This is a genomic window from Urechidicola vernalis (assembly GCF_031846385.1).
GTDB lineage: Bacteria > Bacteroidota > Bacteroidia > Flavobacteriales > Flavobacteriaceae > Urechidicola > Urechidicola vernalis.
Genome location: NZ_JAVRHV010000008.1, coordinates 131,571 through 146,048 on the forward strand (window position 1 = coordinate 131,571; position 14,478 = coordinate 146,048).

Below are 14,478 nucleotides of genomic sequence, written 5' to 3' on the forward strand. Positions count from 1 at the left end.
ATGTCGGGTTGGGATAGGCAGGTATCACTTATCTTTGTCTTCTCAATCAAATATTGATGGCAAAGGTAATTGGTCAAATAGAATCTCTTAAAAATTTGCGTTATGAATTGGATAATAGAAATATCGACTTATTCAATTCTGTAAATGATATCAATAAATTTAAGAGTGAATATCCTAAAAGAAAAAATGAAATAATTGAGTTTTATAAAAATGAGATTAGTTTCGAAATTCAAAACATTAATCTACGAATAAAAGAAAATTCAAATAAAATACCGGAATTAAAGGAACAAGGAATAGAAGAACTTGACCTTAGAATTGAAAATAAGAAGAAGCATAAATCAATCCTAGAAAATAAAAAAGTTCGCGCCAATTTTATTTATAAATGGTTTCTATATTTTAAGATTAGAAATGTTCAATTAAATCTTGATCACCTTATTGAGGATTATGATTTAATCGTTGAAAATTCATTCCGAATCTTATTACAAAAGATTCAGAAAGATTCTAAAAGAGTTGAATATCTTTCCAATAGTAGAGAGTTAGAATTAAAAATTCGATCTAATTCACAAATTCAAAAGTTGAAAAAAGTAAGATTGGCAATTGATGAATTGAAGCCAATTATAGCGGGTGCAATTGGAGAAAGTTTGGTCGAAAAGGAGATTAGAAAACTATCAGATGAATATATTCTCATAAACAATTTCAAAGAAACATTTAATCCTCCGATTTATAACAAAAGAACTAATGACAGAATTTATTCAATTCAAATTGACCATCTGTTAATTTCAAGATCAGGTATTTTTATATTAGAAACAAAGAATTGGAGTCAAAAATCAATAAACTCACTCAGTTTAAGATCTCCGGTTGATCAAATTCAAAGAACAAATTTTGCTATTTTTATTTTAGTTAATAATAGTCATAGTTTAAACTATCATCATTGGGGTGAAAAGCAAATTCCTATTAGAAACGTTATTGTAATGATTAATTCTAAACCCAACCAAGAATTTAAACATGTCAAAATAAAATTATTAAGGGAATTGAATAACTATATTGAATATTTTGACCCAATATTTTCGAATAAAGAAGTTGAAAATATAGCCAGTTCACTTAGTAATCATCAATACTAAGTCGCCCTAATTTCTTTTTGATACTTTTTCTGTTTTGTATCGATGTAAAAGGAAAAATATTTTCTAAAATTCGTACCTTCCAAACTTTAAATTTTCAAAAAATGAAACAGACCAGCTACTTACTTTTATTCTTGTTGACTTTCAATTTTTCAATTGCACAAGAAAAACTTCCTTTTCAATCTTTAGACGTATTTGAGCTAGAATTTGCTTCTGACCCACAAATTTCACCAGATGGAAGTCAGGTTGTTTATAAAAGAAACGGGTTTGACATTATGAAAGATAATTCAAAGGGTAATCTTTGGATACTTAATTCTGATGGTACAAATCATAGAAAATTAACCACTCGTGAAGTTAGCGAATCACAAGCGTCTTGGTCGCCATCTTCAGATAGAATTGCATTTACAAGCAGTACTTCTGAAGGCTCTGAAATTTATATGTATTGGTTGTCATCAGGGCAAATAGCAAAACTAACGCAGTTGACAGCATCACCTGGATCATTAACTTGGAGTCCTGACGGAAAATCACTGGCATTTACTATGAAAGTTAGTGCAAAATCTCCGGTAATTGCTAAAATGCCTAAAGCCCCTAAAGGTGCTAAATGGGCAGATGCAGCCAGAATAACCGATCGATTAAAACACGAAGCAGATGGAGCAGGATATTTAAAGCCTGGCTTTACACATATTTTTACAGTTCCAGCGCAAGGTGGAAGTGCTATGCAATTAACAAGCGGGAATTTTAATCATGGTGGCGGATTGTCATTTTCATCTGACGGAAATGAAATTTATTTCTCGGCAAATAGAAATGAAAACTGGGAATATGACTTTAGAAATAGCGAGGTATATAAGGTAAATACAATTTCTAAGAAAATAATTCAATTAACCACACAGCAAGGTCCAGACCGCAGTCCAATGGTTTCTCCTAAGAATGATTGGGTTGCGTTTTTAAGTTATGAAGATAAGGTACAAGCACATCAAACGACCTATTTAAATTTGATGAAAACGGATGGAAGCGCTAGAAAAGTGATTTCTTCGAAACTAGATAGAAACGTAAGTAATATTACTTGGGATGCTGAAGGTAAAGGATTGTATTTTACATATGATACAGAAGGGAATACGAAAATTGCCTATATAACAACAGGTGGAAAAATCAACAAGTTAGCCGAGAATGTTGGAGGGACTACCTTAGGTCGTCCCTATGCATCAGGTTCGTATTCGGTTTCTAATGCAGGAACCATTGTTTATACGCAATCTACTCCTGATTATCCAGCAGAATTAGCCGTAATTCAATCGAAAGGAGAAGCGAAATTAATCACAGATTTAAATAGTGATATTTTAGACCAACGTGAGTTGGGGCAAGTAGAAGAAGTTTGGTACACTTCATCATACGATCAGAGAAAAGTTCAAGGATGGATTGTAAAACCACCACAATATGATGCTTCTAAAAAATATCCGATTTTGGTAGAAAATCATGGTGGCCCTATCTTAAACTATGGTGATCGTTTCAGTGCCGAAATGCAATTATATGCCGCAGCAGGTTATGTGGTGTTTTATCCAAATCCTAGAGGTAGTACTAGTTACGGTGAAGAGTTTGCCAACTTATTATACAATAACTACCCTGGTCAAGATTATGACGATGTAATGGACGGTGTAGATTATCTAATTGAAAAAGGCATTGCCGATGAGAACGAATTGTATGTTACCGGTGGAAGTGCTGGTGGAATTATGACAGCATGGATTATTGGAAAGAACAACCGATTTAAAGCAGCAGTAGTGGCTAAACCAGTTATGAACTGGATTTCTAAAACATTGGTGGCCGATAATTATTATGGATATGCGAATTCTAGATATCCTGGTCAACCTTGGGAAAATTTTGAAATCTATTGGAAGTTTTCACCAATTTCTTTGGTTGGAAATATAGAAACACCGACCATGGTTATGGTGGGAATGAATGATTTAAGAACACCACCAAGTGAAGCCAAACAACTATATCATGCGCTAAAACTGCGTAAAATTGAAACTGTTTTGGTAGAGATTCCTGGTGCATCGCACGGTATTGCTCGCAGACCAAGTAATTTAATTAGTAAAATAGCGCACACCTTGGCTTGGTTTGAAAAGTATAGAGGGAAATAATTGATTCGATTGTCATTCTGAACAAGGAAACCGACTTCCTGTGTGAAGAATCTTAACGATTAAGAGATCCTTCGACTGCGCTCAGGATGACAGAAAAACATTTAATGACAACCACAAGAATCTTCACCACAAGATTTTGTGGTTTTCTTGCTTTTAAAGAAGTACTTTTTTACTAAAAAACCAACTGCTAAAGCAACGGTAATAAATACTAGTATTTGTTGAAATAATTCCATCTATGCATTCGTCGTTTTAAAATGCGAAAAATATCATGCAAAGATAATCATTATTATGGTGGCGTCCATTTTAATAAGTAATTTTGAGCTATGAACTTTCCGAATAGGATACATAAAAAACTTATACAACGCACTGAATCAAACTCACTGCGAAGTTTGAAAACCCAAAATGATTTGATAGATTTTTCATCTAATGATTATTTGGGATTTGCACAATCAAACGAGTTACATAAAAACGCTATTCAAATTTTAAATGAGAAGCAACATAAAAACGGAACTACAGGTTCTCGTTTGCTTTCAGGCAATAATAGTTTACATGAAGAGGTTGAGCAACAATTAGCAACTTTTTTTAATGCTGAATCTGGACTGCTTTTTAATTCAGGTTATGATGCCAATGTTGGTTTATTCTCATCTGTTTTGCAGAGAGGAGATCTTATTTTTTACGACGAACTCATTCATGCTTCGATTAGAGATGGGATACAAATGAGCAATGCTAAGGCTAGTAAGTTTGGACATAATGATTTAATTGATTTAGAAAAAAAGTTGTCTGTTCGAGCGGAGTCGAGAACTCAAGAAAACGAAATATATATTGTAACCGAATCAGTTTTCTCAATGGATGGAGATTCACCAGATTTGAAGGGTATTTCAGAATTATGTGAAAAATACAATGCACACTTGATTGTAGACGAGGCACATGCTACAGGTGTTTTTGGAAAAAATGGTGAAGGCTTACTTCAACAATACGATTTGGAGCATAATGTTTTTGCAAGAATCCACACCTTTGGTAAAGCAATAGGTTGTCATGGTGCTGTTGTTTTAGGTTCTAATGAGTTAAAAAACTATCTCATCAATTTTGCAAGAAGTTTTATCTATACTACGGCAATTCCATTGCATACCGTGGCGAGTATAAAAGTTGCGATTGAAGAACTTGTCATTTTAGGGAATGCGGAAGAATCTCCCTTGTTAAAACTTAGAACGAACATAAATTATTTCAATCAACAACTGAAGGACACCAATCACAAATTAAATTTTGTAGATAGCACTTCGGCTATTCATTGCTGCGTAATTTCGGGGAATGCTAAAGTAAAAACCATAGCCTCTCAGGTACAAGATAAAGGCTATGATGTAAAGCCAATTTTATCGCCAACAGTACCTTTGGGAGAAGAGCGCCTAAGAATTTGTTTGCATAGTTATAATTCTATCCAAGAAATAGATGAAATCTTAAATCTACTTGGTACTTTTGCAGGCTAAATGTCATGTTGAGCACAGTCGAAACATCACATAAATACATTGAATTAAAAATCAATTTTGAATAAGTAGGAAGGAATTATGTCGAAAAATTATTTCATAACTGGTATCTCTACAGAAGTTGGCAAAACGGTTGCATCAGCAATAGTAACAGAGGCCTTGCAAGCAGATTACTTTAAGCCAGTACAAGCGGGTGAATTGGATAATTGCGATACTAAAAAAGTGTCAGAATTGGTGTCTAATTCAACTTCAACATTTCATCCAAATTCATTTGCTTTAAACACGCCAATGAGTCCACATGCAGCTGCAGAAATTGACGGAATTGAAATTACGTTAGATAAAGTTAGCCGCCCAGAAACAACAAATAATCTAGTTATTGAAGGAGCTGGAGGTTTGTTAGTTCCCATTAATAATAATGACACAATTTTAGATTTAATTGAGTCTTCCGATAAAATAATTGTAGTGTCTAGACATTATTTAGGCAGTATCAATCACTCCTTGCTTACAATTAAATTATTGCAAGAAAAAGGGTTCGATGTTTCAGTGATTTTTAGTGGAGATGAGCATCCAACAACGGAGTCCATCATTCAAAAGATGACAGGAGTTTCAATTATTGGTAGAATAAATGAAGAGGAGTATTTTGATAAGACAGTGGTTAAAAAATACGCTGATTTATTTAGAGATAAATTAATTGAATTATAGTAGATATAACTGCGTAGCATTGATATCGAAACAGAATTGAAGAAGATGAGTTTACAAGAAAGAGATAAAAAACACCTGTGGCACCCGTTAACACAGCATAAAATTCACCCAAACCATTTGCCAATAGTTTCGGCCAAAGGTTGTATTCTTACGGATGATAAAGGAAATGAATATATCGACGCTATTGCATCTTGGTATACATGTATGTATGGGCATTGCAACGAGTTTATCACCTCTAAAGTTAAGGAAGGCCTAGATACCTTAGATCAGGTTGTTTTTAGCGGATATACACACAAACCAGCAATTGAATTGTCAGAAGCTCTGATGGATATTTTACCCAAGAATCAGCAAAAGATTTTCTTTTCTGATAATGGTTCTACGTCTGTAGATGTTGCCATAAAAATGGCATTGCAATATCATTTCAATCAAGGAGAAAAAAGAGGAAAGATTGTTGCATTAGAAGGGGGCTTTCATGGAGATACATTTGGAGCGATGTCCGTTTCTGGGTTGTCGGTTTATAATGGTCCATTTGAAGATTTCTTTATAGATGTAGCACGAATTCCCATTCCAAATAAAGACAATATTCAAGTTGTAATAGATCAATTTGAAACATTGGTTAAAAATGAAAATGTTGCGGCCTTTATTTTTGAGCCCTTGGTACAAGGTGCTTCTGCAATGTATATGTACGATGCACATTTATTAGATGAATTAATTGCTATTGCTCATGAAAACGGGGTGGTTACTATAGCTGATGAAGTAATGACCGGATTCGGAAAAACGGGAAAAAACTTTGCTTCTGAACATTTAAACAACAAACCTGAAATTATTTGTTTATCAAAATCTCTTACTGGAGGAATAGCCCCAATGGCTTTAACCACTTGTTCTCAGAAAATATATGATGCATTTTATGCAGATGAAATTGGCAAAGGCTTCTTTCATGGCCATACGTATTCGGCAAATCCGTTGGCATGTAATGCCGCTTTGGCAAGTATGAAATTATTGCAAACGGAAGAAATGCAAGAAAACATTCAACGTGTGATCCAATCGCATAAAGAATTTAATACAAAAGTTAAAGACCATCCTAAAGTAAAAAGCACACGCCAATTAGGAATTATCTTTGCCTTGGATTTAAATATTGAAATGGAACGTTACGGAAATCTGCGAGATAAATTGTTTCAGCATTTTATGAGAACAGGTGTTTTTCTACGACCGTTAGGCAATACGATTTACATTTTGGCGCCATTTACAATTTCGAAGAGTGAACTGCAAAAAGTGTATAAAAGCATTGAGCAGGCATTGGAAATAGTGTAGTTTTGTCTTAAATTTTTTATTGTCATTTCGAGCGGAGTCGAGAAATCTTTCCATCTAAAAATAAATGCCGAATTAATCAGTGAGACAGATCCATGATCCAACCAATTTCCATTACTGCATTATCATCTATTTCTCCATTAGGAATTTCTTCTAATAATGTTTGGACTAATTATTTAAAAGAGAATCATCATTTTTCTAAAAGAAAATTTAATGGTGTGAATACCTATGTTGCCGATTTATCAGAGGAGGTGGAACAGCAAATAGGAATTTTAAAAAAATCAGATAAACACTATAAAGATTTAGATAAATCTGTTTTGATGGCTATTATAGCTGCAAGAAATACCGTTGCACATTTAAATTGGAAAGAAGGAGATTTTGGAGTCAATATTGGTTCTTCTCGCGGGGCAACAGAATTGTTTGAAAAATACCATCAAGACTATTTGCAGAGAGGGAAAACAGAAACCTTAAGTTCTCCAACAACGACTTTAGGAAATATCTCTTCATGGATTGCTCATGATTTGCAATCTCAAGGACCAACAATCAGCCATTCAATTACCTGCTCAACAGCATTGCATTCCGTTTTAAATGGAGTAGCATGGATCAATTCGGGAATGTCAGAGAAGTTCTTGGTGGGTGGGAGTGAAGCCCCATTGACCGATTTTACAATTGCTCAAATGAAGGCGTTAAAAATTTACGCACCATGTCACACTGAGCTTGTCGAAGTGAAGTCAAGAGTACAGTATCCTTGTAAAACACTTGATTTTTCTAAAAAGAAAAACAGTATGATTTTAGGAGAAGGAGCTTGCGTGTTGGCCTTGGAAAAAGGAAAACAAAAGAATGCACTAGGTATTATAGAAGGGATCGGATATGCAACAGAAATACTAGAACATAATATTTCCATTTCAGACGATGCAATTTGTTTTCAAAAATCTATGAAAATGGCCATGAAAAACATAGATATAAATGAAGTTGACGCCATTGTTATGCATGCGCCAGGAACCTTAAAAGGAGATACTTCAGAGTATAAAGCCATTCAAAAAGTTTTTGGTAATGGCATGCCTGTACTTACTTCTAACAAATGGAAGATTGGGCATACTTTTGGAGCTTCTGGAGCCCTGAGTTTAGAATTGGCTATATTGATGCTCGAACATCAAGAATTTATTGGAATACCATTTTTAGAAAATCAAAAAGAGCCGAAAAAATTAAATAAGATTTTGGTAAACGCAGTCGGATTTGGAGGGAATGCGGTGAGTATTTTAGTTTCGAAGGAATAGTTAATTTAGCATTTATGAAAAAATTAAGTTTAATCATTATTCTAGCCCTTTTGGTTGTGTCGTGTATGGATTCTAAAAATCAGCATGAAAACTTCAATGGGATTTGGAGCGATTGTAATGGTGAAAATTTTGACAATTGTTATGCTGTATTTTCAACTATTGGAGATAGCATTCACATGGGACATTATATAGAATTTAAAGGAGAATCTTTTTTTGAATCCGGATCTGGAATTATTAAAGGAGATTCCATTATTTATCATGTAGATGTTATTAAGCCCATTGAGGCTTGGGGCCCCGATGGAGGGACACATTATTTAAAATTAAGCAAAGATAAAAACACCTTAGAGGGAATTTTTATAACAGATAGCGGTAATAAAGGACCACTGATTTTTAAAAGAAGATAATCATTTTCCTTATTTTTGACCCATCAAATCAAACGATATGAGTGTACAAAGACACGACTGGACGAAAGAAGAAATATTAGCCATTTATAACAAACCAATGATGGAGTTGTTATATGACGCGGCAACCGTACATAGAAAAAACCACGATCCAAATGTGGTACAAGTTTCAACGTTATTATCGATTAAAACAGGTGGTTGTTCGGAAGACTGTGGCTATTGCCCACAGGCTGCACGTTATCACACAGGTGTAAAAGGTAATGACTTAATGAGTGTTGAAGAGGTTAAGCAAAAAGCATTACAGGCAAAGGCTGGAGGAAGTTCTAGAGTTTGTATGGGTGCAGCTTGGAGAAATGTAAAAGACGGACCAGAATTTGACGAAGTTTTGGAAATGGTTCGTGGAATTAACAAACTAGACATGGAGGTTTGTTGTACCTTAGGTATGATAACTGAAAATCAAGCAAAACGTTTGGCCGAAGCCGGGTTGTATGCTTATAATCACAATTTAGATTCTTCTGAAGAATATTATAAGGAGGTAATTTCTACACGAGGATATCAAGACAGATTAGACACTATTGATAATGTGCGTAAAACAAATGTAACTGTTTGTTCTGGTGGAATTATTGGTATGGGAGAAAATATTGAGGATAGAGCGGGGATGCTAGTTGCATTGTCAACTTTAAATCCACAACCGGAATCTACTCCTATCAATGCATTGGTGGCAGTAGAAGGAACGCCTTTAGAAGAGGAAAAGCCAGTAGAGATTTGGGAAATGATTCGAATGGTAGCAACTACTAGAATTGTTATGCCAGAGACTCAAGTAAGATTATCGGCAGGTAGAACTCAGATGAGTAAAGAAGGGCAAGCGATGTGTTTCTTTGCAGGAGCAAATTCAATTTTCGCAGGAAATAAATTATTAACGACTCCTAATCCGGATGTAGATGAGGATATGAAATTATTTAATTTGTTAGGAATGAATCCTCAAAAGCCATTTACTAAAAAAGTGCAACCGCAATCGGTTGAGGCAAAGGATTCTGAATATCAATCTTTAGGTGAAAAGCCAAAATGGACAAGACCTGAGCATAAGATTGAAAGAAATGAAGCAGCAAAAGAAAAAGGGAAAGAACTAAGAAATGCTTAGTGCTTTACTATTATAAAACAAAAAACCCGAAGCAATGCTTCGGGTTTTTTGTTTGTTATTTTATTTTCTAACTCCCTGTAAAGAGTTTGTAGATATCGTTTCCGTTAGCTAAAATTAAAAGCCCCATTAAAAGAACGAACCCAGTAATTTGCGCATATTCTAAAAATTTATCACTTGGCTTCTTACCAGTAACCATTTCCCAAAGCGTAAACATTACATGGCCTCCATCTAAAGCAGGAATCGGTAATAAGTTCATAAAACCTAACATGATAGATAAGAATGCTGTAATGCCCCAAAAAGCTTTCCAACTCCAAGTAGAAGGGAAAATATTTCCAATAGCAATAAATCCACCTACGCTAGTTGCACCTTTTTTAGTGAAGACATATTTAAATTGAGTCATATAATCTTTTAAAGTCCAAAAAGCTTTAGAAGTTCCTAAACTTAAACTCTCACCAAAAGAAAAATCTCTTTGTGTTATTATTAAAACATCATCAACTTCTGCAAATGGGCCAACACCTAATTTGTTTTCTTCATTTGGAGTAGCAGCAATAGTTTTTTCTGTTCCATTTCTAGAAACGGTTACACTTAAATCTTCACCTTTATCTACAACTGAAGAAAATTCATCCCAATATTTTATTGGAGCCCCGTTAACAGCAACAATAACATCCCCTTTAAGTAATCCGACTTCAGCAGCAGGTTTTTCCGGAATAATAGTATCTATAATCGCAGCAAATCTTGGAGAAAAAGGAGTCATTACACCATTTTCCCACATAATTTGACCAATATCATTCGGAATACCAACGGTTTCTTTAGAGCCGTCTAAATGCTGAACATCTATAGTAGTAACATCGCGTAAAAACAAGTGCTTGTTTACAACCATTACATCTTCTAATGGCTCTCCATTCATTTTTAACAATTGATCTCCATCTTGAAATCCATATTGCTTAAATGTTTCGTGAACCGCAAATCCATTTTTCACATCACCAGGTTTCACTTGTTCTTCACCCCACACAGCAAAAACCATGATGTAGATTAAAAACCCTAAGATGAAGTTAACAACAACACCACCTAACATTATAATTAAACGTTGCCATGCTGGTTTAGAACGAAATTCCCATGGCTGAGCAGGTTGTTTCATTTGCTCAGTATCCATGCTTTCATCTATCATACCAGATATTTTAACATACCCTCCAAGTGGTAACCAACCAATTCCATATTCTGTGCCTCCTTTTTTAAAGGAGAATAATTTTTTACCCCAAGCATCGAAAAACAAGTAAAATTTTTCAACACGGGTTTTAAATAATTTCGCAGGAATAAAGTGTCCTAATTCGTGAAGCACTATCAAAAATGACAAGCTTAAAAGGAACTGCGATGCTTTTATCAATATTTCCATAAAGTCTCTTTCTTAATCTAAAAAACGCACAAATGTACTATTTTATATACAGCTATGAAACACTCTTTTATGCTTCTTAAAGTATTTAACAATTAATTAGTAGGAGTTAGACGAAATACGTTACGATTATTTTAAATTTGCAGTCACGATGAATCTATCTTTTTTTAAAAAATCGCTCCCTACTTTGGTTATCATGGCCGTGTTTTCAGTCTTTATGATTTGGGCTATTTATTCTATTTTAAATCCAGATAAACGTTTACCGGTTTTTAATCCTGCCGATGTAAACCCAAGATTGGTAGATGATGAGGTAAGGCATATAAGAAATGATCATACCATTGCCAATTTTTCATTAATCAATCAAAATGGAGAAAACATAACGCAAGAAGATTATAAGGATAAGATTTATGTCGCTGATTTTTTCTTTACACGGTGTCAGACTATTTGTCCGATTATGACCAATAATATGATAAAAGTGCAAGAGGCATTTAAAAATGATCCTGATATTATGTTACTGTCACATTCAGTTACTCCCGTTATGGATAGCATTCCGGTTTTACGAGACTATGCCGATATGAAAGGTGTTGACGATAAAAAATGGCATGTAACTACTGGAGAAAAAAAGCACATTTATAACTTGGCTCGGAAGAGTTATTTTGCTGTTGTAGATGAAGGAGATGGTGGCGTACAAGATTTTATTCACACAGAGAATTTTGTGCTGATAGATAAAAAAAGGCAGATTCGTGGATATTATGATGGAACAAGTTCTGAAGAAATGGAACTGTTAATTCAGGATATAAGAATACTTCAAGATCAATTTAAAAAGAAGTGATAATTGTCACACTTTAGAATGGTTCTAATTAGTATATTTGTCTCCTAATTTAGAGACGACTGCATGCATACAATTGCAACTTTGCGAAAAGGAGAAAAAGGAATAATTCAAGAATTTGAGATTGAGGCCATTCCTTTAAAATTAGTCGAAATGGGCTGTCTGCCAGGAAGCGTAGTTGAATTGGTACAATTTGCGCCATTTAACGACCCACTATACATTAATATTGATGGAAGTTATGTGTCGATTCGTAAAGAAACCGCAGTTCAAATTTCAATTCAAAAAATAGCCGAATCCAATTTATGAGTACTGAAGTTTTAAAAGTCGCATTAATTGGAAATCCAAATACAGGAAAAACATCGGTTTTTAATCACTTAACTGGTCTTAATCAGCAGGTAGGGAATTATCCTGGAATTACCGTTGAGAAGAAAGTAGGTTATTGTAAACTATCTCGCCATAAAAAGGCAAAAATCATTGATTTACCTGGAACATATAGTCTTAACGCTTCGTCGTTAGATGAAAGTGTGGTGATTGAATTGTTAATGAATAAGAACGATGAAAATTACCCCGACGTTGCAGTTGTTGTTACTGAAGTTGAGAACTTAAAACGTAATTTATTACTCTTTACACAGATAAAAGATTTAGAGATTCCGACAATCTTGGTTATAAACATGTCGGATAGAATGAAACGAAAGGGAATTTCTTTAGATATTCCACTACTTGAAAAAGAACTAAAAACAAAAATTGTTTTAGCAAGTTCTAGAAAGAATGAAGGGATTGAAGAATTAAAGAGCACATTGTTAGAGTATCGATCTTTAAACAATGATATATCTTTAGACACCGCCAATATAGATCCTGCCTATTTTAAAAGGTTGGCAACAACTTTTCCAAATCAATCATTGTACAAATTATGGTTGGTCATAACACAAGATGTCAACTTTGGAAAAATTGATAAGAACCGTATGAGTGGTGAGTTCTCATTTGAAACCAAATCAAATTCGGAACTCAAAAAATTACAACATAGAGAAACCATTTTACGGTATAAATTTATAAACGACATCCTTAAGAAAGGTTATACTGTAGATAAGGAAAAGGCGACAGATTTACGAAGTAGATTGGATAAAGTACTTACACATAAAGTATTTGGTTATGTCATTTTCTTTGCGATTCTATTGTTAATATTTCAAATGCTGTTCGATTGGAGTAGTATTCCAATGGACTTTATTGATGCATCTTTTGCTTCGATGGCCGATTGGGTAAAAGACAATTTACCAGCAGGTATGTTTACAGATTTATTGGCTGATGGGGTGATTTCCGGTTTAGGCGGAATCGTAATATTTGTTCCTCAAATTGCCTTTCTGTTTTTATTTATTTCGTTACTTGAGGAGAGTGGTTATATGAGTCGTGTGGTGTTTTTAATGGATAGAACCATGCGAAGATTTGGATTGAGCGGTAAAAGTGTAGTGCCATTAATTTCTGGTACAGCATGTGCGATTCCTGCAGTTATGGCTACAAGAAATATTGAGAGTTGGAAAGAACGTTTAATTACTATTTTGGTAACACCGTTTACTACATGTTCTGCAAGGTTGCCTGTCTATGCTATTTTAATCGCTTTGGTAATTCCAGATATTCCTGTTCTTGGAATATTTAATGCGCAAGGATTGACATTAATGTTTATGTATTTATTAGGGTTTGCATCTGCAATTACGGCGGCGTTTATTTTAAATAAAACACTTAAAATTAAAAGCAAGTCATATTTCGTAGTTGAAATGCCGAATTATAAGATGCCATTGTTTAAGAATGTTGCCATAAACGTAGTAGAAAAAACAAAAACCTTTTTAGTAGATGCCGGTAAAATAATTCTTTCAATTTCAATTATCCTTTGGTTCTTAGCCTCATTTGGACCTGGCGAAAAATTTAACAATGCTGAAGAAATTATTACTGAGAAAGTTGTAAATCAAAATCTTTCAGAATTAGAGTTAGAAGATAAAATAGCAGCATATAAATTAGAAAATTCTTATATAGGAATTGCAGGGAAGACTATTGAGCCTGTAATTCAACCTTTGGGATATGATTGGAAAATAGGAATTGCTTTGATTACTTCTTTTGCAGCCAGAGAGGTCTTTGTTGGAACACTTGCTACAATTTATAGTGTAGGAAGTGCAGATGAGGAAGATGGAACCATTAAAGAACGAATGGCGGCAGAAACGGACGAAAACGGACTCAAAATATTTAACTTAGCAAGTGGTATCTCTTTATTGTTGTTTTATGCTTTTGCAATGCAATGTATGGCAACCTTGGCAATTGTAAAACGAGAAACAAATAGTTGGAGATGGCCAATTGTACAATTGATTGGAATGAGTTCAATTGCTTATATAGCAGCCTTAATTGCTTTTCAATTATTGAATTAAAAGAGTATTGTAATTATGGAATTTAATATAGAAATAATAGGATTACTAGCCGCTGTTTTAACCACGTCTTCATTTGTGCCACAAGCCTTTAAAATATGGCATACTAAAGAAGTTAAGGATGTTTCTTTAACAATGTATATTGCTATGTTTATTGGTATTTGTTTGTGGTTTTATTATGGTGTGCATATTGATAGTTTATCTATAATTCTTGCAAATTTAGCCTCTGGAATTATTGTATTGAGTATTCTCTTTTTTAAGGTGCGCTACACTAAAAAATAATGAACTGAT

The 14,478-nt window shown here is 34.1% G+C and carries 14 protein-coding genes; 12 read left to right on the plus strand and 2 right to left on the minus strand.

Features of this window, described 5'->3' with window-relative positions; all coding sequences use genetic code 11:
* The first annotated feature begins 56 nt into the window (after nucleotides 1-56).
* A complete protein-coding gene (locus tag RM519_RS13395; RefSeq protein WP_311594330.1) occupies nucleotides 57-1,121 on the plus strand; it encodes a nuclease-related domain-containing protein in 1,065 nt (354 codons plus the stop codon).
* A gap of 101 nt (nucleotides 1,122-1,222) precedes the next feature.
* Nucleotides 1,223-3,250 (plus strand): S9 family peptidase, encoded by a 2,028-nt coding sequence (locus tag RM519_RS13400; protein WP_311594331.1) that lies wholly within the window; start codon nucleotides 1,223-1,225, stop codon nucleotides 3,248-3,250.
* 101 nt (nucleotides 3,251-3,351) lie between these two features.
* Here RM519_RS13400 and RM519_RS13405 read toward each other — a convergent pair whose 3' ends face one another.
* A complete protein-coding gene (locus RM519_RS13405; protein WP_311594332.1) occupies nucleotides 3,352-3,483 on the minus strand; it encodes a FeoB-associated Cys-rich membrane protein in 132 nt (43 codons plus the stop codon).
* A gap of 156 nt (nucleotides 3,484-3,639) precedes the next feature.
* On the opposite strand from RM519_RS13405, the gene RM519_RS13410 reads away from it, so the two are divergent.
* The 6 genes from RM519_RS13410 (at nucleotide 3,640) to bioB (ending at nucleotide 9,560) form a co-directional block, all read left to right on the plus strand.
* Complete coding sequence (locus RM519_RS13410; RefSeq protein ID WP_311594333.1) at nucleotides 3,640-4,734, plus strand: aminotransferase class I/II-fold pyridoxal phosphate-dependent enzyme; 1,095 nt, start codon at nucleotides 3,640-3,642, stop codon at nucleotides 4,732-4,734.
* Between the two features lie 78 nt (nucleotides 4,735-4,812).
* Complete coding sequence (gene bioD, locus RM519_RS13415; RefSeq protein ID WP_311594334.1) at nucleotides 4,813-5,433, plus strand: dethiobiotin synthase; 621 nt, start codon at nucleotides 4,813-4,815, stop codon at nucleotides 5,431-5,433.
* Nucleotides 5,434-5,478: 45 nt separating this feature from the next.
* On the plus strand, nucleotides 5,479-6,744 hold the full coding sequence (gene bioA, locus RM519_RS13420; protein WP_311594335.1) for an adenosylmethionine--8-amino-7-oxononanoate transaminase: 1,266 nt from the start codon (nucleotides 5,479-5,481) through the stop codon (nucleotides 6,742-6,744).
* A 92-nt stretch (nucleotides 6,745-6,836) separates the two neighbouring features.
* Nucleotides 6,837-8,018, plus strand: a complete 1,182-nt coding sequence (locus RM519_RS13425; protein ID WP_311594336.1) for a beta-ketoacyl synthase N-terminal-like domain-containing protein — start codon at nucleotides 6,837-6,839, stop codon at nucleotides 8,016-8,018.
* Between the two features lie 14 nt (nucleotides 8,019-8,032).
* Nucleotides 8,033-8,422, plus strand: coding sequence for a hypothetical protein (locus tag RM519_RS13430; protein ID WP_311594337.1), 390 nt, complete (start codon nucleotides 8,033-8,035; stop codon nucleotides 8,420-8,422).
* Nucleotides 8,423-8,459: 37 nt separating this feature from the next.
* Nucleotides 8,460-9,560, plus strand: a complete 1,101-nt coding sequence (gene bioB, locus RM519_RS13435) for a biotin synthase BioB (protein ID WP_311594338.1) — start codon at nucleotides 8,460-8,462, stop codon at nucleotides 9,558-9,560.
* A 67-nt stretch (nucleotides 9,561-9,627) separates the two neighbouring features.
* Here the strand turns inward: bioB and rseP are convergent, their stop codons facing one another.
* Nucleotides 9,628-10,953: an RIP metalloprotease RseP gene (rseP, locus tag RM519_RS13440; RefSeq protein WP_311594339.1), complete on the minus strand. Its 1,326-nt coding sequence runs from the start codon at nucleotides 10,951-10,953 to the stop codon at nucleotides 9,628-9,630.
* A gap of 148 nt (nucleotides 10,954-11,101) precedes the next feature.
* Between rseP and RM519_RS13445 the strand changes: the two genes are divergently transcribed.
* The 4 genes from RM519_RS13445 to RM519_RS13460 all read left to right on the plus strand — a co-directional run bounded on the left by RM519_RS13445 (nucleotide 11,102) and on the right by RM519_RS13460 (nucleotide 14,469).
* The gene (locus RM519_RS13445; RefSeq protein WP_311594340.1) at nucleotides 11,102-11,782 is read left to right on the plus strand and encodes an SCO family protein; all 681 of its coding nucleotides are present in this window, start codon (nucleotides 11,102-11,104) and stop codon (nucleotides 11,780-11,782) included.
* Between the two features lie 63 nt (nucleotides 11,783-11,845).
* The gene (locus tag RM519_RS13450) at nucleotides 11,846-12,085 is read left to right on the plus strand and encodes a FeoA family protein (protein ID WP_311594341.1); all 240 of its coding nucleotides are present in this window, start codon (nucleotides 11,846-11,848) and stop codon (nucleotides 12,083-12,085) included.
* Nucleotides 12,082-14,190, plus strand: coding sequence for a ferrous iron transport protein B (gene feoB, locus RM519_RS13455; RefSeq protein WP_311594342.1), 2,109 nt, complete (start codon nucleotides 12,082-12,084; stop codon nucleotides 14,188-14,190). Before RM519_RS13450 ends, feoB begins: the two co-directional genes overlap by 4 nt.
* 15 nt (nucleotides 14,191-14,205) lie before the next feature.
* Nucleotides 14,206-14,469: a SemiSWEET family sugar transporter gene (locus tag RM519_RS13460; RefSeq protein WP_311594343.1), complete on the plus strand. Its 264-nt coding sequence runs from the start codon at nucleotides 14,206-14,208 to the stop codon at nucleotides 14,467-14,469.
* Nucleotides 14,470-14,478: the final 9 nt, after the last annotated feature.

Excerpts from the sequence above, each read along its gene's own strand:
- bioA (WP_311594335.1), top strand. The coding sequence starts at position 5,479 with ATGAGTTTACAAGAAAGAGATAAAAAACACCTGTGGCACCCGTTAACA.
- RM519_RS13450 (WP_311594341.1), top strand. The coding sequence starts at position 11,846 with ATGCATACAATTGCAACTTTGCGAAAAGGAGAAAAAGGAATAATTCAA.
- bioD (WP_311594334.1), top strand. The coding sequence starts at position 4,813 with ATGTCGAAAAATTATTTCATAACTGGTATCTCTACAGAAGTTGGCAAA.
- rseP (WP_311594339.1), bottom strand. The coding sequence starts at position 10,953 with ATGGAAATATTGATAAAAGCATCGCAGTTCCTTTTAAGCTTGTCATTT.
- RM519_RS13405 (WP_311594332.1), bottom strand. The coding sequence starts at position 3,483 with ATGGAATTATTTCAACAAATACTAGTATTTATTACCGTTGCTTTAGCA.
- RM519_RS13425 (WP_311594336.1), top strand. The coding sequence starts at position 6,837 with ATGATCCAACCAATTTCCATTACTGCATTATCATCTATTTCTCCATTA.
- RM519_RS13400 (WP_311594331.1), top strand. The coding sequence starts at position 1,223 with ATGAAACAGACCAGCTACTTACTTTTATTCTTGTTGACTTTCAATTTT.
- bioB (WP_311594338.1), top strand. The coding sequence starts at position 8,460 with ATGAGTGTACAAAGACACGACTGGACGAAAGAAGAAATATTAGCCATT.
- RM519_RS13430 (WP_311594337.1), top strand. The coding sequence starts at position 8,033 with ATGAAAAAATTAAGTTTAATCATTATTCTAGCCCTTTTGGTTGTGTCG.
- RM519_RS13445 (WP_311594340.1), top strand. The coding sequence starts at position 11,102 with ATGAATCTATCTTTTTTTAAAAAATCGCTCCCTACTTTGGTTATCATG.
- RM519_RS13395 (WP_311594330.1), top strand. The coding sequence starts at position 57 with ATGGCAAAGGTAATTGGTCAAATAGAATCTCTTAAAAATTTGCGTTAT.
- feoB (WP_311594342.1), top strand. The coding sequence starts at position 12,082 with ATGAGTACTGAAGTTTTAAAAGTCGCATTAATTGGAAATCCAAATACA.
- RM519_RS13460 (WP_311594343.1), top strand. The coding sequence starts at position 14,206 with ATGGAATTTAATATAGAAATAATAGGATTACTAGCCGCTGTTTTAACC.